Origin of the sequence: Streptomyces sp. enrichment culture (assembly GCF_964273255.1) — a bacterium.
Taxonomy (GTDB): Bacteria; Actinomycetota; Actinomycetes; order Streptomycetales; family Streptomycetaceae; genus Streptomyces.
In genome coordinates this window covers 839,443-858,445 of the sequence record NZ_OZ186835.1, presented here as the reverse complement: position 1 = coordinate 858,445, position 19,003 = coordinate 839,443, and the positions used below count along the sequence as shown (strand labels likewise).

The window sequence follows — 19,003 nt, the reverse complement described above, 5'->3', positions numbered from 1 at the left end:
ACTCCGGCCGCCGCGCGGTTCCGTCGCCCCGCGGTTCCGTCGTCCCACCGTCCCGCCGTCCGGTTGCCCTGCCGTCCTCGCCGCGCCTTCTGACCGCCGCCCGCGTTCCTCACGTCGATGCCGCCCCGGGCGAACCACCAGGGCGCCGCCTCGCGCACGCCACCCAAGAGCTACCCCCACCCGGGCGACCGAGCCTGGCCCGGGCCCTGCACCACCACCCGCTCCCGCCGCTCCACCACCGGGCCCTGCCCAATGACCCGCAACCGACAACCGACAACAGACACCCGACAACCGGCACCCGGCCCCTCCCCATCGCGCCGGTGACCGCAAGGAACCGGCCGCACCGCCTGACCTGAGAAAAGAGGTACCGAAGGCTGAACACGGGAAGGGAGTCAGCCGTACTACACGACATCCCCGGCGGACTTCGGCCGGGGAGCAGACGCGCCGCACCTGGAGGGTCGTCCGTTGTTCAGCATCACCGTCCGCGATCACATCATGATCGCCCACAGTTTCCGCGGCGAGGTCTTCGGACCGGCCCAGCGCCTGCACGGGGCCACGTTCCTCGTGGACGCCACGTTCCGGCGCGAACAGCTGGACCAGGACAACATCGTCGTCGACATCGGTCTCGCCACGCAGGAACTCGGGGCCCTCGTCGGCGAGCTGAACTACCGCAATCTCGACAACGAGCCGGACTTCGCGGGGATCAACACCTCGACGGAGTACCTGGCGAAGGTCATCGCCGACCGACTGGCGGAGCGCATTCAGAAGGGGGCCCTCGGGGAGGGCGCCAAGGGCCTCTCGGGCCTCACCGTCACGCTGCACGAGTCGCACATCGCGTGGGCGAGTTACGAGCGTGCGCTGTGACCGACACGACCCTGCACACCGCCGACACCGCCGACACCGCCACGGCAACGGCCACCACCACCGCCGACGCGGCCACCGAAGCCGGCCACACGGTCACCGAAGCCGGTGGCGCCACCCCCGGCACCACCGCCGAACGGGCGAGGACCACCCGTCTGGGTTATGTTCCCCGACAGGCGTCCTTCCCCAGGAACGACGGGATCATCCCCATGTCCCTGCGCATGGTCCACTTCGTGATGCCGGGCGGCGTCGACGACCCGTCCGCGCCGAGCGGCGGCAACGCCTACGACCGCCGGGTCTGCCTCGACCTGCCCGGGTTCGGATGGGGCGTCCACAAGCACGCCGTGGCCGGTTCCTGGCCCCGCCCCGACTCGGCCGCCCGCGCGCACCTCGCCCGCACGCTGCGGCAGCTCCCCGACGGCACCGCCGTCCTGCTCGACGGGCTGGTCGCCTGCGGTGTCCCGGACATCATCGTGCCCGAGGCGGAGCGCCTGCGGCTGGCCGTACTGGTCCACCTCCCGCTCGGTGACGAGACCGGCCTGGAGCCCGCCATGGCCGCCGAGCTGGACACCCGCGAGCGGGCGGTGCTCCGCGCGGTGCACGCGGTCGTCGCCACCAGCGACTGGGCGGTGCGCCGCCTCGTCTCGCACCACGGTCTCGACCCCGAGCGGGTGCACGTCGCCGCGCCCGGAGCCGACATCGCGCCCCTCGCCCCCGGCACCGACGGGGTGTCCCGGCTGCTGTGCGTGGCCGCCGTGACCCCGCGCAAGGGTCAGCACCGGCTGGTGGAGGCCCTGGCGACGGTCGCCGACCTGCCGTGGACGTGCAGTCTCGTCGGCGGGACGGCCCAGGACCCCGAGTACGTAGCGCACCTCCGGTCCCTGATCCGCACGCACGGTCTCGAGGACCGGCTGGAACTGGCCGGACCGCGATCCGGCGCCGACCTCGACGCCAGCTACGCGGCCGCCGACCTGATGGTCCTCACCTCCTACGCCGAGACCTACGGGATGGCGGTCACCGAGGCGCTGGCCCGGGGCATCCCGGTCCTGGCGAGCGACGTGGGCGGGGTGCCCGAGGCGGTCGGGCGCGCACCGGACGGCGGAGTGCCGGGCATCCTGGTCCCGCCGGAGGACCCGGCCGCCATCGCCGCCGAACTGCGCGGCTGGTTCGGCGAGCCGGACGTCCGGCGCCGGCTGAAGGCCGCCGCCCGGGGACGGCGTGCCGCACTCGGCGGCTGGGCGAGTACCGCGCAGAGCCTGGCGGGCGTCCTGCGCCGGCTGCCGGCCGAGTCCCGGGGGAGGGCCGCGTGACCGAGCAGGCGACGACACCGCACGCCGGGGTGATCCCGGCCCAGCCCGGACCCCGGCAGGCCGCCGACACGGCCACCGGTTCGCGAGGGGGCACCATGCACGCCGGGAACCACGCAGCAGGACCCCCGGCCGGGTCGGCCGGGTCGGCCGGAACCTCCGTCATCCCCGGCGCCGGGCCCGTCGCTCCGGCGGCGGCAGCCGCCCCGACGGCCTCGCCCGCCCCACCCGCCGCGGGCGACGCGGCGGCCGGGTCCGCCGCCACGGGCGGGCTCCGGCCCGGTGAGCGGGCCACCGTGAAGCTGCGCGACACCGGCGACGAGGAACCGGCCCGCTACGCGCCCGAGTGGCTGCAACTGCGGGAGCCCGCCGACGCGGTCGCCCGCTCCCACGACCTCCTGGACCCGCTGCGCATCCGGCTCGCCAACCTGCCGCAGCGGGCCGACGGCCTGGTCATCCACGACATCGGCTGCGGCACTGGGTCGATGGGCCGCTGGCTCGCCCCGCACCTGGACGGCGCCCAGCACTGGATCCTGTACGACCGGGACCCCTACCTGCTGCACTTCGCGGCCGTGGGCTCCCCGCGGTCGTCCGCCGACGGCAGCCGGGTGTCCGTCGAGACCCGGCGCGGTGACGTCGCCCGGCTCACCCCGGACGCCCTGTCCGGAGCCTCCCTCGTCACGGCCTCCGCGCTGCTGGACGTCCTGACCCGGGACGAGGTCGGCGCACTCGCCGCCGCCTGCGCCGGCGCGGGCTGCCCGGCCCTGCTCACGCTGTCCGTCGCCGGACGCGTCGAACTGACCGCCCCGCATCCGATGGACCAGGAGATCACCGAGGCGTTCAACGCCCACCAGCGCCGGGGCGGATTGCTCGGTCCCGACGCCGCGACGGCCGCCGCCGACGCGTTCGCCGAGCACGGCGCGACCGTGCGGCTGACCCCGAGCCCCTGGCGGCTGGGCCCGGAGCAGGCCGCCCTGACCGAGCAGTGGCTGCGCGGCTGGGTCGGCGCGGCGGTGGAGGAGCGTCCCGCACTGGCGGAGCGCGCCGGGCGTTACCTGGCGGAGCGCCTGGAGGCCTGCGCCGCGGGGGAGTTGCGGGTCGTCGTGCACCACACCGACCTGCTGGCCCTGTGCCGGCCGTCGGGCAGCACCGCATGAGTACGCGGCCGACTGCCGCCACCGGGCCGTCCGCCGCCGCCCCGGCCGACGCGGGGCGGACGGCGCAGGACGGGCCCGAGGCGGGGGAGCGGGCGGCGGGACGGGCGGGTGTCCGGGCTCGTGCCCTGCTCGCCCGGTTCAACTCCCCGGTCGTGCGCACCCGTCTCGGCACCCTCGCCGGGCTGGCCATCCTGGCGGTGCTGATGTGGCGTCTGGGCACCGGAGTCCTCCTGGACGGACTGCGCCGGATCGACGGTCCGGCCCTGCTCGCCGCCCTCGCGGTCGGGCTGGTCACCACCGTGTTCAGCGCCTGGCGCTGGTCCCTGGTGTCCCGGGGTCTCGGCATCCGGCTGCCGCTCGGCCGCGCCGTCGCCGACTACTACCGGGCCCTGTTCCTCAACGCGGCCCTGCCCGGCGGTGTGGTGGGCGACGTCCACCGGGCCGTGCACCACGGGCGCAGCACCGGCGACCTGGGACGCGGCGTGCGGGCCGTCGTCCTGGAACGGGCGGCCGGGCAGCTCGCGCTGTTCGCCGCCGGTGCCGCCGTGCTGCTCACCGTGCCCTCCCCGGTGCTCGACGAGGCCCGGCAGGCCGCCCCGCTGGTGGGCCTCGGTGCGCTGGGCGCCTGCGCGGTCGCCCTCGCGCTGCGCATGAACCGGGCGACGCCGTCCCGGCGCGGCCGGGCGCTGCGCCGGATGCTCGCCGAAGCCCGGGAGGGGCTGCTGTCCCGCAGGAACGGGCCCGGGGTGCTGATCTCCTCGGTCGTCGTCCTGGCGGGGCACCTCGCGATGTTCGTGCTCGCCGCCCGCGTCATCGGGACGGACGCGGCGGTGAGCCGCCTGCTGCCGCTCGCCGTGCTGGCCCTGCTGGCGATGAGCCTGCCGCTGAACGTCGGCGGGTGGGGGCCCCGGGAGGGCGTCACCGCGTGGGCGTTCGGCGCGGCCGGACTCGGTGCGGGCCAGGGGCTGGCCGTCGCGGTGGTCTACGGGGTGCTGTGCCTGGTGGCCAGCCTGCCAGGGCTCGTCGTCCTCGCCGTGCGCTGGTACGCGGGGCTGCGTGCCGCGCGGCGCACGGTCACTGAGCCCGGGGTGCGGGACGCGGCCGGAGCCGGCCACCGGCGCCCCTCGCCCCGAACCGCGGTGCCGGACGCGTCAGGGCCGTCCGGCACCCGGGCCGCAGCACCCGCCTCGGCCGGAGGGCCGGCCTCGGCCGCAGTGCCCGCGCCAGCCGCAGCGTCCGGCCCGGCCACCGTGTCGGCCCCGGTCGCCGAGACCGCCGTACCAGCGCCGGGCCCCGCCGGGGGCGTACGGGCGGCCGCAGTACCCGCCGCAGCCGCGTCCGTGCCCGCCCCCGCCGAACCACCGCCAAGAGCCCTCCCCGCCCCGGTGACCGCCGGCGCGGCAGCTCACCCCGTGGCGGTGACGTCGCCTCCCGGGGCGCCTCCCGGAGGGCCGCCCGGCGTGTCACCCGAGGGAGCGTGCGGCGCGTCACCTACGGGGTCCCGCGGGGTGTCGTCCGTCAGGAGGGTGAGGTATGCGCCGAAGGAATCCGCGAAGGCGGCCAGGAGTTCCTTCCCCTTTTCCGCGGAGCCCAGGGAAGGGCGTCCGATGACACCGGAATCGGTATAGGCGGACATACCCAGGGTCAGCAGGTGACGCCGGTCGTCCGCGACGAAATCGGCCGTCTCATATCCGGGACGGAGCAATTCGGGATGAGCGTGCAGAAGGATGGAGGTCTCGATTTCCCCCGCGTGCATGTCCGTGAGCAGCGAGGTGGCCACCCCGGCCCGTTCCAGGGCCGCTTCCCAGTCCTCCACGGCCGGGAAGAGCGCCATGCGTTCGCCCCGGGCGGAGGCCTCCTGGACGACGTTGCCGAGGACGTAGTTGCCCCCGTGTCCGTTGACCAGCACCAACGTGTCCACGCCGGACCGGCGCAGCGAGTCGGCGATGTCCCGTACGACCGCGTGCAGGGTCACGGAGGAGATCGAGACGGTCCCCGGCCAGGCCGCGTGCTCGTGCGAGCAGGAGATCGTCACCGGAGGAAGGAGGTGCACCGGATACGCGCCGGCGATCTCCCGCGCGATGGCACAGGCCACCAGCGTGTCCGTCGCCAGCGGCAGGTACGCACCGTGCTGTTCGTAACTCCCCACCGGAAGAATCGCGATCTGCCGTGAGACGACGGAGCCCCGCTTGCGTACATCCTCTGTAGTATCCGCCGGCAACAGACCGTGCACCGGGCCGGATGCCGCCGACCGCTTTGGTGAACCACTCATATCGTCACGGCCTTTCGTCTCTGCTTAGGAACCCGAGAATCATGACAGAAAACGTAGGCGTACTCGGCAAGAAGCCCCCGCGGCGGACCGGCGTGGAACGCGTCGTCAACGCCCCCCTGCCCACCGTGTACGGGCCCTTCCAGGCGATCGGCTATCTGGACCACGACCGCGGGGACGAACAAGTCGCCCTCGTGCACGGTGACATAGGGGCGGAGGGTGTCCTGGTCCGGCTGCACTCGGAGTGCCTGACCGGGGACGCGTTCGGTTCGCAGCACTGCGAATGCGGTGACCAGCTCGACGCCGCGATGCGTGCCGTGGTCGCCGAAGGGGCGGGCGTCGTCGTCTACTTGAGGGGCCACGAGGGCCGGGGCATCGGTCTGCTGGCGAAGCTGCGGGCGATGGCCCTGCAGGCCGAGGGGCTGGACACCGTCGAGGCGAACCTCGCCCTCGGCCTGCCGGTGGACGCCCGCGACTACGCCGTCGCCGCCGGCATGCTGCAGGACCTGGGCGTGCGCTCGGTCCGGCTGATGTCCAACAACCCCCGCAAGCGCGAGGCGCTGGTCCGCCACGGCGTGCAGGTCGCCGAGCAGGTGCCGCTGCTGATCCCGCCGTGCGAGAGCAACATCACCTACCTGCGCACCAAGCGGGAGCGCCTGGACCACCACCTGCCGCACCTGGACGCGGTGGCCGCCCACCCGTCCTGACCGGCAGCGCCGGCCGGGACCGATGGGGCCCCGGCCGCAGCCGGTTCCGACGAAGTCCGGGCCCGCGTCGGTTCCGACGAAGTCCGGGCATGCGCCGGTACCGACGTGGTCCCGGCCGCAGCCGGTGCCGGCGAAGTCCCGGCCCGAGAACCGGTACCGGCGAAGTCCCGGCCCAAGCCGGTACCGGCGAAGGGCCGGTCAGGCGACCGCCTCGTGCACCAGCCGCCGGAGGTCACGGAAGACCGTGTGCGAGGACCGGGGCCGTACCTGCGTGTAGAACTGCACGGTCAGGTCGCGGCCCGGGTCGACCCAGAACGCGGTGGTGGCGACCCCGGTCCAGCCGAACGTGCCCGCGGACGACGGCTCCCGCGTCCGGGACGGATCCGTCACCACGGACACGCCGAGACCGAAGCCCACGCCGTCGTTGCCGGGGTCGTCGTGCGCCGGGCGGCTGCCGAACGCCCGCAGATCGGCGCCGCCGGGCAGGTGGTTGCGGGTCATCAGGTCCACCGTGTCCGCAGCGAGCAGCCGCACCCCGTCGAGCTCCCCGCGCCGCCGCAGCATCTCCGTGAAGCGGTGCACGTCGTACGCGGACGCCACCATCCCGCCGCTGCCCGACAGGAACCGCGGCCGCCCCCGCAACGGCAGCCCGGCGACGGGCTCGATACCGCCGTCCTCCGTCTCCCCGTACAGCTCCGCGAGACGTTCCGCCTGCTGTTCGCTCACCTCGAACCCGGCGTCCGTCATGCCCAGCGGGCGGAACACCCGCTCGGTCAGGAACACGTCCAGCGGCTGCCCGGACACCACCTCGATCACCCGGGCCAGCACGTTCGAGGCGACCGAGTAGTTCCACTGGGTGCCCGGGTCGAACTGCAACGGCAGCCGCGCGTAGGCGTCGACGGTCTCCGCGAGGTCCGCCCCCGGCAGCACCGAGGACTCCAGCCCGGCCTCCCGGTACAGGGCGTCCACGGGGTGGGTGCCGTAGAAGGCGAACGTCAGGCCCGCCGTGTGTGTCATCAGGTGCCGCACCAGCATCGGCCCGGCCGCCGGACGGGTCCGCACCTGCGCGCCGGACCCGCCGTCGTAGACCCGGGGCTCGGCGAACGCCGGCAGGTGGCGTCCCACCGGGTCGTCCAGCGACAGCAGTCCCTCCTGCACCAGCAGCAGCGCACCCACCGCCGTCACCGGTTTGGTCATGGAGTAGATCCGCCACAGCGTGTCCGCGCGCACCGGCAGCCCCGCCGCCACGTCGCGCCGCCCGTACGCCGTCAGGTGGGCGACGCGTCCGCCCCGAGCCACCGCCACCAGGAACCCCGGCAGCCGCCCCTCGTCCACCTGCCGGGCGAAGTGCCGGTCCAGACGCTCCAACGCCCCCGCGTCCAGCCCGGCCGGCTCCGGCCCGGTCTCTTGCTCCAGCACGGTCATCGTTCTCCTCGGTCCTGTCTCCCCCCACGCGCCGTGATCATGCGTGGCGGTGCCAGCGGACTACCCCGCCGGACGGCCGGGGGAACGTGCGCCCCCGGCGAACCGTTGATCGAAGTATGACCCAGGACACCGCCCAGCACGCACTGCTCGCCCTCCTCGCCGAGAGCAACAGCGGGGTGCTCGTCACCCTCAAGGGCGACGGACGGCCGCAGCTGTCGAACGTCAACCACGCCTACGACCCCGACGGAAGGATCGTGCGCGTCTCCGTCACCGACGACCGGGCCAAGACCCGCAACCTGCGGCGGGACCCCCGGGCCTCCTACCACGTCACCACCGACGACCGCTGGGCGTACACGGTCGCGGAGGGCACCGCCGACCTCTCACCCGTCGCCCGCGACCCCTACGACGCCACCGTGGAGGAACTGATCCGGCTGTACCGCGACGTGCAGGGCGAGCATCCCGACTGGGACGACTACCGCGCCGCCATGGTGCGCGACCGGCGCCTCGTCCTGCGCCTGCACGTGGAGCGCGCCTACGGCATCCCCAGACGCCCCGCGTCCTGACCGGGCCGCCCGCCCCCGGTGTTCCACTCGGCGATCACCGGACGCCCGTGCTCCAGCGACAGCCGGCTCAGCGTGCCCGTCTCCAGCCGGAACAGCCGCCCGTACGCGGCGGACAGGCCGAGCCGGCGGGCCGTGAGGACGCGCAGCAGGTGACCGTGCGCCACCAGCATCACGTCACCGTCGTCGAGGGACCGGGCCGCCCGGGCCAGGACCCGGTCGGCCCGCGCGCCCACCTCGTCCGGTGACTCACCGGGCAGCTGCGGGCCGGGCGGCACCCCGTCGGCCCACAGGTCCCAGTCGGGGCGGGTCCGGCGGATCGTCGCGGTGGTGACGCCCTCGTAGGCGCCGTAGTCCCACTCGCGCAGATCCGGTTCCTGCTCCGCCCCGGTCAGCCCGGCCAGCTCGGCGGTGCGGCGCGCCCTCTCCAGCGGACTGGTGAGCACGAGGGCGAAGTCCCGGCCCGCCAGCAGCGGGGCCAGGGACCGGGCCTGTTCCTCGCCGTGCGGTGTGAGGGGCAGGTCGGTACGGCCGGTGTGCCGCCCCGACCTGCTCCACTCCGTCTCACCGTGCCGCGCCAGCAGCAGATCCCCCACGCCCCTACGGTTCCTTCCGCGACGCCTCGACGGCGTGCCCGCCGAACTGGTTGCGCAGCGCCGCGATCATCTTCATCTGGGGCGAGTCCTCCTGCCGGGAGGAGAACCGCGCGAAGAGCGACGCGGTGATCGCGGGCAGCGGCACCGCGTTGTCGATGGCCGCCTCGACGGTCCAGCGGCCCTCGCCCGAGTCGTCGGCGTAGCCGCGCAGGTTCCGCAGGTGCTCGTCGTCGTCCAGCGCGTCCACGGCGAGGTCCAGCAGCCAGGAGCGGATGACGGTGCCGTCCTGCCAGGAGCGGAACACCTCGCGGACGTTGTCCACCGAGTCCACGGCCTCCAGCAGCTCCCAGCCCTCGGCATACGCCTGCATCATGGCGTACTCGATGCCGTTGTGCACCATCTTCGCGAAGTGCCCGGCGCCCACCTTGCCGGCGTGGACGAACCCGTAGGGGCCCTCCGGCTTGAGCGCGTCGAACACCGGCCGCAGCCGGTCCACGTGCTCCTTGTCGCCGCCCACCATCAGGGCGTAGCCGTTCTTCAGCCCCCACACACCGCCCGAGACGCCCGCGTCGACGAAGCCGATGCCGCGCGTGCCCAGTTCCCGGGCGTGCCGCTCGTCGTCCGTCCAGCGGGAGTTGCCGCCGTCGACGACGGTGTCGCCGGGCTTGAGGAGGCTGGCCAGCTGGTCGATGACGTGCTGGGTCACCTCGCCGGCCGGCACCATCACCCACACCGTGCGCGGAGCCTCCAGCTCGTCCACGAGATCCGCCAGGTGTTCGACGTCCGACCGCTCGGGGTCGGTGTCGAAACCGACGACGGTGTGCCCGGCGTTGCGCAGCCGTTCGCGCATGTTGCCGCCCATTTTCCCGAGGCCGACAAGACCGATCTGCATGTCAGGTTCACTTCCTGGAGTTCACGGCGGGCGGCCGGCGGCACGCCCGTGGACGGGGGAGGGACCCGGGCCGGGCCGCCCCGGCCCGGGTCCCGTGGTGGCTGTCAGGCGGGGACGGCGGCCCCCTCCGCGGCGTCGCCCCGCAGGGCGATCGCGTACATCTCGTCCGCGTCGAGCCTTCGCAGCTCCTCGGCGATGAGCTCGGAGGTCGGCCGGATCTTCAGCGCCAGCCGCCGCGACGGCTGCCCCGGCAGGGACAGCGTGGCCAGCGGGCCCTCGGGGCGGTCGATGACGATCTCACCGTCCGCGGTGCCCAGCCGCACCCCCGTCACCACGGGGCCGGCCGTCTCCACCCGCTCCACCGGCACACCCAGCCGGGCGTGCAGCCAGCGGGCCAGGAGTTCGGCACTGGGGTTGTCCGCCTCGGTCTCCACGGCCGCCGACGTCACGGTGAGCCGGGCCTGGTCCAGGGCGGCCGCCAGCATCGAACGCCACGGCGTCAGCCGCGTCCACGCCAGGTCGGTGTCCCCGGGCGCGTACGAACGCACCCTGGTCCGCAGCATCTCCAGGGCGTGCTCGGCCGCGTACAGGTCGGTGATCCTGCGCTGGGCCAGTGCGCCCAGCGGATCCTTCGAGGGCACCTCGGGCGCGTCCACCGGCCACCACACGACCACGGGCGCGTCCGGCAGCAGCAGCGGCAGCACCACCGAGTCGGCGTGGTCGGACACCTCCCCGTACGTCCGCAGCACGACCGTCTCGCCGGCTCCGGCCTCCGAGCCCACCCGCACCTCGGCGTCCAGCCGCGGATGCGTGCGGTCACGGGGTGTGCGGGCGTGCCGCTTGATGACGACCAGGGTGCGCGAGGGGTGCTCGTGCGAGGCCTCCTCGGCCGCCTTGATCGAGTCGTAGGCGTTCTCCTCGTCCGTGACGATCACCATCGTCAGGACCATGCCGACGGCCGGGGTGCCGATGGCGCGGCGGCCCTTCACCAGCGCCTTGTTGATGTTGCTTGCCGTGGTGTCGGTCAGGTCGATCTTCATGGCCTGCGCCAGCTCCGTCCGTCTCGTGCGAGCATCTCGTCGGCTTCCACGGGGCCCCAGCTGCCCGACGCGTACTGGGCGGGCCTGCCGTGGGACGCCCAGTACGCCTCGACCGGGTCGAGGATCCGCCAGGACTCTTCCACCTCCTGGTGACGGGGGAACAGGTTGGCGTCCCCCAGCAGCACGTCGAGGAGCAGCCGTTCGTACGCCTCCGGGCTGGACTCGGTGAACGACTCGCCGTAGGCGAAGTCCATCGACACGTCCCGGATCTCCATCGACGTGCCCGGAACCTTGGAACCGAACCGGACCGTCATGCCCTCCTCCGGCTGCACCCGGATGACGATCGCGTTCTCGCACAGTTCCTCGGTCGCGGTCGCGTCGAAGGGGGAGTGCGGGGCCCGCTGGAAGACCACCGCGATCTCGGTGACCCGGCGGCCCAGCCGCTTGCCGGTGCGCAGGTAGAACGGGACGCCCGCCCAGCGGCGGTTGTCGATGCCCAGCTTGATCGCCGCGTAGGTGTCGGTGGTGGAGGAGGCGTCGATGCCGTCCTCCTCCAGGTAGCCGCGCACCTGCGTCCCGCCCTGCCAGGCGGCGGTGTACTGGCCCCGCACGGTGTGCAGACCGAGGTCGTCCGGCAGCCGCACCGCCCGGAACACCTTCAGCTTCTCGGTCAGCAGCGAGCGCGCGTCGAACGCGGCGGGCTCCTCCATCGCGGTCAGCGCCAGCAGTTGCAGCAGGTGGTTCTGGATGACGTCGCGGGCCGCGCCGATGCCGTCGTAGTAGCCGGCCCGGCCGCCGATGCCGATGTCCTCGGCCATGGTGATCTGCACGTGGTCGACGAACGACCGGTTCCACACCGGTTCGAACATGGTGTTGGCGAAGCGCAGCGCCAGGATGTTCTGGACCGTCTCCTTGCCCAGGTAGTGGTCGATCCGGAACACCTGCTCGGGCTCGAACACGTCGTGCACGATCGCGTTCAGCTCCTTGGCCGACTCCAGGTCGTGCCCGAACGGCTTCTCGATGACCGCCCGCCGCCAGGACCCGCCGGGCGCGTCCGCCAGGCCGTGCTTCTTCAGCTGCTGGACCACCTTCGGGAAGAACTTCGGCGGCACCGACAGGTAGAACGCGTGGTTGCCGCCGGTGCCCCGGGAGACGTCCACTTCCTCCACGGCGGACCGCAGCTGCTTGAACGCCGAGTCGTCGCCGAAGTCGCCGGGCACGAAGCGCATGCCTTCGGCGAGCTGCTGCCACACCTCCTCCCGGAAGGGGGTGCGCGCGTGCTCCTTGACCGCGTCGTGGACCTCCTGCGCGAAGTCCTGGTTCTCCCAGTCCCGGCGGGCGAAGCCCACCAGCGAGAAGCCGGGCGGCAGCAGGCCCCGGTTGGCCAGGTCGTACACGGCCGGCATCAGCTTCCGGCGGGACAGGTCGCCCGTCACCCCGAAGATGACCAGCCCGGACGGGCCGGCGATCCGGGGCAGGCGCCGGTCCCGGGGATCGCGCAACGGGTTCGACCAGCCGGCCGCCGTGGACCCCGCCCCGGCGTCGCCCGGGTCGGTGGCGCCGCCGGTGGTGTCCGCCTCGGTCGTCTCTTGGGCCATTCCGCGTCAACTCCCTGGTCGTGAAGCCGCCTGTGCACCGCGTCGGGCAGGTCCTGCCGGGTCCCGCGCACACCGCGCCGCCCCGACGGTGCCGGGCCCGGCCGGTTCCGCCGGGTACCGGGTGTCCCGGCACGCCGGGTCCGTCACCTGCGTGGACGAGAAGATCCGCGCATCACCTCGTCTGTGTGAACCGGTACCACGTCCGCCGTGTTCCTCAGCCGACCGCAACGCGGTCCGGCACGGACGGCGGCACGGTGCGGGTGAAAGCCCGGCGCGGCGGATGGGTACCGCGCATCCGCCCCGGACATGCGGAAAGGGGCTCCACGGGCGGGTGGAGCCCCTCTCCGGCCGGGGGCGGATGCGCCGGCCGGTGGGCGGGCGCGGGTGTGGGTGCGCGTGTGGGCCGTTGGGGTGACCGGGAGGGGTGCGGGCCGGCGGGGCCGGAGGGCCGCGGGGTGACCGCCCGTGGCCCGGCCGCGGGAGGGTCCAGGAGCCGGACGCCTGCGGACCCTTCCCCTGACAGGGCTTCCCCGCAGGCATCTCAGGGGCGGCCGCACGGCTCCGGTGACGGTTCTGAGGGGCACCTTCCGAGACCGAGGGCACCTCCGAGAGTGAGGGGCACCTCTGAGAGTGAGGGGCAGCTCCCGGCCGGGAGCTGCCCCTCACGGCGTCACCGGTGGCGTCAGCGGCCGAAGGTGAACCAGTTGACGTTCACGAAGTCGGCCGGCTGGCCGCTGGTGAACGTCAGGTACACGTCGTGCGTGCCCGTCACGGGGCTGATGTTCGCCGGGACGGTCCGCCACGATTGCCAGCCGCCCGTGTTGCCCACCGCGAAACTGCCGATGGGCGCGTTGCCTCGGCTGTCCAGCCGCACCTCGACCAGGCCGCTCACGCCGTTCGCCGCGCCGCTGGCCACCCGGGCGGAGAACTGCCGGGCCGGGGACGAGCCGAAGTCCACGCCCTTGAAGTGCAGCCAGTCGCCGTTGGCCAGCGCCCCGACGTTCTGGCCGCCCCCGGAATCGGAGGTGGACTCGGTCATCACGCCGGACTGACCGTCGTAGGACTCGGCCTGGATGGTGCCGTAGGCGTCCCGGTCGCCGGTCGGCGGGGGCGTGGTGCCGCCGCTTCCGGAGGTCAGCACCTGGACGTAGTCGACGAGCATCGAGTGCCCGGGCTGCGTGCCGGCGTCCGGACCGCCGCCGAAGGCGTCGGGGAAACCGCCGCCCATGGCCACGTTCAGGATGATGAAGTAGCCGTGGTTCGTGGCGTTCGCCCAGGTCGTGGCGTCCACCTGGTTGGCCCGCACGGTGTGGAAGTGACGGTCGTCCAGGTAGAAGCGGATCTCCTCCACACTGGTCGAGCGGTCCCACTCCAGCCGGTAGCGGTGGAAACCGGCCTGGCAGGTGGTGCCCTGACAGGTCGTGGAGCTGCCGATGCCGCTGTGCTCGTTGCAGGGGCCGCCCGGCGCGGTGCCGCAGTGCATGGTGGCGAACACCGTGTTCTGGCCCTGCGTGTTCTCCATGATGTCCAGCTCACCGACCGACGGCCAGTTCCACCAGTTGCCGCGATACGGGGCGCCCAGCATCCAGAACGCCGGCCAGTAGCCCTTGGCGGCGGCGCCGGTCACGTTCGGCACCTGGATGCGGGCCTCGACGCGGAGCTTGCCGCCCGCCGGGGGCTGGAAGTCGGAGCGGTTGGTCTCGATGCGGCCGGAGGTCCAGTTGCCGGCGGCGTCCCGCCGGGGGGTGATGCGGAGGTTGCCGCTGCCGTCGAGCGAGACGTTCTGCGTGCTGGACGTCATCGTCTCGATCTCGCCGGTGCCCCAGTTGGCCGGGCCGCCCGGGTAGCCCGTGCCGGTCGCGTACCGCCAGTGGGTGGTGTTGACGCCGCTGCCGGCGGGGCCGTCGAAGTCGTCGAGGAACACCTGGTTCCAGCCCGACGGAGGGGGCGGCGCCGAGGCGCTCGCGGTCGGGGTGGCGGCCGTCGCGGCCGCCGCCGCGAGACCGAGCGTGCCGACGACAGCGACCAGCGCCCGCCGCAGGCGCCGGGTCCGGGGTCTGTGGGGGGCGTGGAGGATGCCGGAGGTGTGACTCATGTGGGGAGCCCTCTCGGGTACGGATGCGGGGTGGGGTGGTGGGGGTGGGGGGTGAGGGAATGCAGGGTGGGGGACGGGGTGACGGGGGCGGGGGATGGGGGATGGGACGTGGAGTGGTGGGGGCCGGCAGCGGTCTCGGTGCCCGGCGCGGCTGCACGACGTGCCGGGGAACGGGACACGGCGACCGACCGGACTGAGAGCGCTCTCAGGCTGAGGTCAATGTGCTCTGCGGCCCCACCGTCGTCAAGAGGTGTCACCGAGAAAGTCCGTGCGCCCGGGCCGAGTTCGGTGCGCGAAGCAGGAGACACGGCGCGCGCCGGCCGCCCGCGGCCCCCCGGCGTCCGCCCGCGCGGCCGGTGCCGTACCCGTGCGTGAGCGGGGAACCGTCGGCCCGTCCCGGTTAGGTTGGCCCGGTGGGAAGGGCGCAGACGTGAAGCTGACGATTCTGGGCGGCGGCGGATTCCGGGTGCCGCTGGTGTACGGGGCGCTCCTCGCGGACCGGGGAGAGGGCCGGGTGACGCGGGTGGTGCTGCACGACGTGGACGACCGCCGGCTGCGTGCGATCGGCCGAGTGCTGTCCGCGCAGGCGTCCGGCGTTCCCGACGCGCCGGAGGTGACCGGCACCACCGACCTCGACGAGGCCCTGCACGGCGCCGACTTCGTCTTCTCGGCGATCCGCGTCGGTGGACTCGAGGGCAGGGCGCACGACGAACGGATCGCCTTCGCCGAGGGCGTCCTCGGCCAGGAGACGGTCGGCGCCGGCGGCATCGCCTACGGCCTGCGCACGGTCCCGGTCGCCGTCGACATCGCCCGGCGCACGGCCCGCCTCGCGCCCGACGCGTGGGTCATCAACTTCACCAACCCGGCCGGCCTCGTCACCGAGGCCATGTCCCGCCACCTCGGCGACCGCGTCATCGGCATCTGCGACTCGCCCGTGGGCCTGGGACGCCGTATCGCCCGGGTCCTCGGGGCCGCCCCCGAGGAGGCCCGGATCGACTACGCGGGCCTGAACCACCTCGGGTGGGTGCAGGGGCTGTGGGTCGACGGCCGCGACCGGCTGCCACGCCTGCTCGCCGACCCGGCGCTGCTGGAGTCCTTCGAGGAGGGCCGCCTCTTCGGCGCCGAGTGGCTCCGCTCCCTGGGCGCCGTCCCCAACGAGTACCTGCACTACTACTACTTCCACCGCGAGGCGGTCCGTGCCCACGGCGGCGGACCCACCCGCGGCTCCTTCCTGCACGACCAGCAGGCCGGCTTCTACACCCGTGTGACCGACCCGGACACCCCCGCCCTCGACCTGTGGAACCGCACCCGAGCCGAGCGCGAGGCCACCTACATGGCCGAGAACCGGGAGACCGCCGGCGCGGGCGAGCGCGCGGCGGAGGATTTGTCCGGCGGCTACGAGAAGGTCGCGCTCGCCCTGATGCGGGCCATCGCCCGCGACGAACGCGCCCGGCTCATCCTGAACGTCCGCAACCGCGGCACCCTGGCCACCCTGGACGCCGAGGCCGTGGTGGAGGTGCCCTGCCTCGTGGACGCCCGCGGGGCGCACCCCGAGTCCGTCAGCCCGCTCCCGGACCACGCGGCCGGCCTGGTCCATGCCGTCAAGGCGGTCGACCGCGCGGTCCTCGCCGCCGCCGGATCGGGATCACGCGCCCAGGCGGTCAAAGCCTTCGCACTGCACCCGCTCGTCGACTCCGTGAACGTGGCCCGGCGCCTCGTCGACGCGTACGGGGCCGTGCATCCGGGGCTGGCGTACCTGGGGTAGGCGGAGGTTGCTGTCTCCGGGGGGCTGCTCCGAGAGGTCTCTTCGGGAGGTCTCTTCGGGAGATCTCTCTCAGGGTGAGTCTTCGAGGTGCCGCTTCCCGTGCCCGAGGACCGGCCGCCGTCGACTTCGTCCGGCGGAATCAGGGGAGGATCAAGGTCTACGGAGGTCGTTCTGCGTGACAGTCTGGGGCGATGAGACCCTGGACCCCCTCCGCCGAGGACGATCTGCGGCATCTGCTCAATGAATGGGACCCGTTGGGCGTCGCCGACGAGGCCCCCGACGAGTACGACTGCCTGCTCGTGCCCCTCCTCCAGAGGCTGCGGTCCGGCGCCGACCAGGCAGGGATCGGCGCGTTCCTGCGGCACGAACTGGAGGATCACTTCGGTCTCGATCCCCTGGGCCCGCGGCCGGAGGCCATGGCAGGCCGGGTGCTGGCCTGGTGGACGTCGGCCCGTCCGACGGACCGTGCGGCCAACGCGTAGTCACGGCCTCCCGGTTGTTCCAGCCGGGTCGCCGGTCCTCCGGGATGGGGCGTGCTGTTGGCGGAGGCGCAGGGAACGGGGATCCAGCCGCTCCCGCTCCCCGATCCGTACGGCGGGGAAGGCGGGACCGGGAGCGGCAGGTCGCCTCAACGCGCTCTCGGGGGACGGCATCTGTGAGGCCCCCGCTGTCGCGTCGTCGGTGTCGGTAGGGTGCGGAGATGACGAGAAGCGAGCGGCTCGCGGAGCAGTTGGACTGGCACTGGCGCACGAACATGCGGCCGCGCCTGGACGGGCTCGCCGATGACGAGTACTTCTGGGAGCCGGTGCGCGGCTGCTGGAGCGTCCGCCCGCGCGGCACGTCGGCGGCACCATTGTCGCTGGGTGCGGGGGAGTGGACGATGGACTCGGCGTCCCCCGGCCCGGTGCCGGCGCCGGTGACCACGATCGCCTGGCGACTGGCGCACATCATCGTCTCGTGTCTGGGCTACCGGGTCGGATGGCACTTCGGCGGCCGGGACGTCGACTCGGAGACGTTCGCCTACGCGGGGACCGCGGCCGAGGCGCTGCGACAGCTGGACGAGATGTACGGCAGATGGAACGCGGGGGTCCGCGAACTCTCCGACGCGGAGCTGGACCGACCTCCCGCGGTGGGGCCGGAGCGCCGCCCCATGGAGATCATCGTCCAGCACGTCAACCGGGAGTTGATCCATCACGGCGCTGAGATCGCCCTGCTGCGCGACCTCTACCACTGGAAGGACGGCGCGGCACCGCCCGTCGTCTGACCTTCCCGCCCGTCGGCGGTCACCGTCGGCGGCGGATCCCCGTCGGCCGCCGACGGAGGGCCACCGGGCAGACCGGACACCCAGGCCGGACCTGCGGAACCAGGCCGGACACGCAGGCCGAACCTGCGGACCCGGGCCGGACCCGCCTCCTCGGCCCGCACCACGTGATCGACCAGCTCCCGCGGCCCGGCCGCGCACGACGCGGGCGGAACCGCACACCTCCAGCCCCGTCACCTCGCGCGCGGTGACGCGCAGGTCCCGGGCCGGACACGCAGGCCGCACCCTGGGCGGTTCAGTACCGACGGTGCGGTCCTCCCGCGGGGGCGCCCGCGCCCACGCCGGGGGCGGGCGCCGGCTTCGTGGCGGACGTGGCCGGGGCCGGGGCGGCCGCCGGGGTGGCCGGCTGCGGAGGCAGATCGGTGCGGGCCGGCAGGCCGGCCGGGCGCAGGGGGCGGGGCCCGGACACCACGCTGTAGTCCTGGCCCAGGAACGGCGGTGTCAGGATGCCCGGGTCGTCGCCGAGCGCCAGCCGGACCGCGGCCCACGGGGCGTTGATCCCGCACAGCGACAGCTGGTGCAGCCCGCCCGCCGGGCGGGTGTTGACGTCCATCAGCACGGGCCGCTCGCCGAACATCCGGAACTGGATGTTGGACAGGTGGTGGAGGGCGAAACGCTCCGCGATCCGCCGGGCCGGCTCCAGCCACTGCTCGTGCAGGGTGAAGCCCCGGCGGCGCCCGTTCTTCGTCCGGCCGACCGCCAGCCGCACCGCGTTGTCCGTGCCGGTGAGGCAGTCCACCGACACCTCGGGCTGGCCCAGTTGCGGCATCACCAGCCAGTCCACCGGCTCCTCCGCCTCCCGCACCGCGTTCATCACGAGGTCGTAGGGCACGTACGGGCTGGGGAAGCCGTTCAACTGGGCGAGCGAGTACGGGGCGCGGGTGATCACGCGGAAGCCGACCCCGCCCGCGCCGGACGCGGGCTTGAAGCACGCCCGGTGTCCCCGGTCCTCCAACTCCTCGACGGCAGCGGCCAGTTCGTCGGCCGAGCGGACCCGCCACCACGGCGGCACCGGCACGCCGACCGCCTGGACGGCCTCGTAGGCGATCACCTTGTCCTGGAAGGCGGCCACCGCCTCGGGCGGGGGTGCCAGCAGGGCCGTGCCGACGGCCTCGAACTCCGCGCGGTGCGCCACGACCGCCGCCTGGTGCAGCCGGGGCACGAACACGTCGATCCCGCGCCGCTCGCACTGCGCGAGGGCGTACTCCACGTAAGCGGCCGGGGACAGGCCCTCGGGCTCCAGCTCGGCGGTGTCGGCAGCGGCCAGCACGGGCGAGTCGGGATCACCGTGGGTGGCATGGATCTCCACGGCCCGGTTGCCCGGATTCCGCCTCAGCTGATCGATGAAGAACACGTTCTCCGCGTACGTGCGGTTGAGCCAGACGCGTACGCAGGAGACCATGCATGCCG

16 protein-coding genes and 1 pseudogene are annotated in these 19,003 nt (G+C 73.7%); 9 read left to right on the top strand and 8 right to left on the bottom strand.

The features are described from left to right. The first annotated feature begins 465 nt into the window (after nucleotides 1-465). The 4 genes and pseudogenes from ACSU53_RS03815 to ACSU53_RS03800 form a co-directional block, all read left to right on the top strand. Nucleotides 466-864 carry a 6-pyruvoyl trahydropterin synthase family protein gene (locus ACSU53_RS03815; RefSeq protein ID WP_437024738.1) on the top strand — a complete coding sequence of 133 codons (399 nt, stop codon included), beginning with the start codon at nucleotides 466-468 and terminating at the stop codon, nucleotides 862-864. Further along, complete coding sequence (locus tag ACSU53_RS03810) at nucleotides 861-2,171, top strand: glycosyltransferase family 4 protein (RefSeq protein ID WP_437024737.1); 1,311 nt, start codon at nucleotides 861-863, stop codon at nucleotides 2,169-2,171. Before ACSU53_RS03815 ends, ACSU53_RS03810 begins: the two co-directional genes overlap by 4 nt. Before the next feature lie 95 nt (nucleotides 2,172-2,266). Next, the gene (locus ACSU53_RS03805; RefSeq protein ID WP_437033014.1) at nucleotides 2,267-3,325 is read left to right on the top strand and encodes a class I SAM-dependent methyltransferase; all 1,059 of its coding nucleotides are present in this window, start codon (nucleotides 2,267-2,269) and stop codon (nucleotides 3,323-3,325) included. Then, nucleotides 3,322-4,374: pseudogene (locus tag ACSU53_RS03800) on the top strand (lysylphosphatidylglycerol synthase transmembrane domain-containing protein); the annotation flags it as partial. The gene ACSU53_RS03805 and the pseudogene ACSU53_RS03800, both read left to right, overlap by 4 nt. 356 nt (nucleotides 4,375-4,730) lie before the next feature. Here ACSU53_RS03800 and ACSU53_RS03795 read toward each other — a convergent pair. After that, the gene (locus tag ACSU53_RS03795) at nucleotides 4,731-5,597 is read right to left on the bottom strand and encodes a creatininase family protein (RefSeq protein WP_437024736.1); all 867 of its coding nucleotides are present in this window, start codon (nucleotides 5,595-5,597) and stop codon (nucleotides 4,731-4,733) included. A 41-nt stretch (nucleotides 5,598-5,638) separates the two neighbouring features. On the opposite strand from ACSU53_RS03795, the gene ribA reads away from it, so the two are divergent. Further along, a complete protein-coding gene (gene ribA, locus ACSU53_RS03790) occupies nucleotides 5,639-6,301 on the top strand; it encodes a GTP cyclohydrolase II (RefSeq protein WP_362095930.1) in 663 nt (220 codons plus the stop codon). A 198-nt stretch (nucleotides 6,302-6,499) separates the two neighbouring features. On the opposite strand, the gene ACSU53_RS03785 is transcribed toward ribA, so the two are convergent. Next, the gene (locus ACSU53_RS03785; protein ID WP_437024735.1) at nucleotides 6,500-7,726 is read right to left on the bottom strand and encodes a serine hydrolase domain-containing protein; all 1,227 of its coding nucleotides are present in this window, start codon (nucleotides 7,724-7,726) and stop codon (nucleotides 6,500-6,502) included. Between the two features lie 116 nt (nucleotides 7,727-7,842). Here ACSU53_RS03785 and ACSU53_RS03780 point away from each other — a divergent pair, with 116 nt between their 5' ends. Further along, nucleotides 7,843-8,289 (top strand): PPOX class F420-dependent oxidoreductase, encoded by a 447-nt coding sequence (locus ACSU53_RS03780; protein ID WP_437024734.1) that lies wholly within the window; start codon nucleotides 7,843-7,845, stop codon nucleotides 8,287-8,289. On the opposite strand, the gene ACSU53_RS03775 is transcribed toward ACSU53_RS03780, so the two are convergent. The 5 genes from ACSU53_RS03775 to ACSU53_RS03755 form a co-directional block, all read right to left on the bottom strand. Beyond that, entirely contained in the window at nucleotides 8,259-8,882 is a 624-nt protein-coding gene (locus ACSU53_RS03775; protein ID WP_437024733.1) for a histidine phosphatase family protein, read from the bottom strand. The genes ACSU53_RS03780 and ACSU53_RS03775 overlap by 31 nt on opposite strands. A gap of 4 nt (nucleotides 8,883-8,886) precedes the next feature. Continuing rightward, nucleotides 8,887-9,774 (bottom strand): phosphogluconate dehydrogenase (NAD(+)-dependent, decarboxylating), encoded by an 888-nt coding sequence (gene gnd, locus ACSU53_RS03770; protein WP_437024732.1) that lies wholly within the window; start codon nucleotides 9,772-9,774, stop codon nucleotides 8,887-8,889. Nucleotides 9,775-9,878: 104 nt separating this feature from the next. After that, a complete protein-coding gene (opcA, locus tag ACSU53_RS03765; protein ID WP_437024731.1) occupies nucleotides 9,879-10,814 on the bottom strand; it encodes a glucose-6-phosphate dehydrogenase assembly protein OpcA in 936 nt (311 codons plus the stop codon). Next, nucleotides 10,811-12,412 carry a glucose-6-phosphate dehydrogenase gene (zwf, locus tag ACSU53_RS03760; protein WP_437024730.1) on the bottom strand — a complete coding sequence of 534 codons (1,602 nt, stop codon included), beginning with the start codon at nucleotides 12,410-12,412 and terminating at the stop codon, nucleotides 10,811-10,813. The genes opcA and zwf overlap by 4 nt, the downstream gene beginning before the upstream one ends. Nucleotides 12,413-13,094: 682 nt before the next feature. Beyond that, nucleotides 13,095-14,507 (bottom strand): glycoside hydrolase family 16 protein, encoded by a 1,413-nt coding sequence (locus ACSU53_RS03755; RefSeq protein ID WP_437024729.1) that lies wholly within the window; start codon nucleotides 14,505-14,507, stop codon nucleotides 13,095-13,097. Nucleotides 14,508-14,937: 430 nt separating this feature from the next. On the opposite strand from ACSU53_RS03755, the gene ACSU53_RS03750 reads away from it, so the two are divergent. The 3 genes from ACSU53_RS03750 to ACSU53_RS03740 all read left to right on the top strand — a co-directional run bounded on the left by ACSU53_RS03750 (nucleotide 14,938) and on the right by ACSU53_RS03740 (nucleotide 17,536). After that, nucleotides 14,938-16,272 (top strand): 6-phospho-beta-glucosidase, encoded by a 1,335-nt coding sequence (locus ACSU53_RS03750; RefSeq protein ID WP_437024728.1) that lies wholly within the window; start codon nucleotides 14,938-14,940, stop codon nucleotides 16,270-16,272. Between the two features lie 191 nt (nucleotides 16,273-16,463). Then, nucleotides 16,464-16,754, top strand: a complete 291-nt coding sequence (locus ACSU53_RS03745; RefSeq protein ID WP_437024727.1) for a hypothetical protein — start codon at nucleotides 16,464-16,466, stop codon at nucleotides 16,752-16,754. A gap of 218 nt (nucleotides 16,755-16,972) precedes the next feature. Continuing rightward, complete coding sequence (locus ACSU53_RS03740) at nucleotides 16,973-17,536, top strand: DinB family protein (protein WP_437024725.1); 564 nt, start codon at nucleotides 16,973-16,975, stop codon at nucleotides 17,534-17,536. Between the two features lie 292 nt (nucleotides 17,537-17,828). Here the strand turns inward: ACSU53_RS03740 and ACSU53_RS03735 are convergent, their stop codons facing one another. Beyond that, nucleotides 17,829-18,995, bottom strand: a complete 1,167-nt coding sequence (locus ACSU53_RS03735; RefSeq protein WP_437024724.1) for an ATP-grasp domain-containing protein — start codon at nucleotides 18,993-18,995, stop codon at nucleotides 17,829-17,831. Between the last annotated feature and the right edge of the window lie 8 nt (nucleotides 18,996-19,003).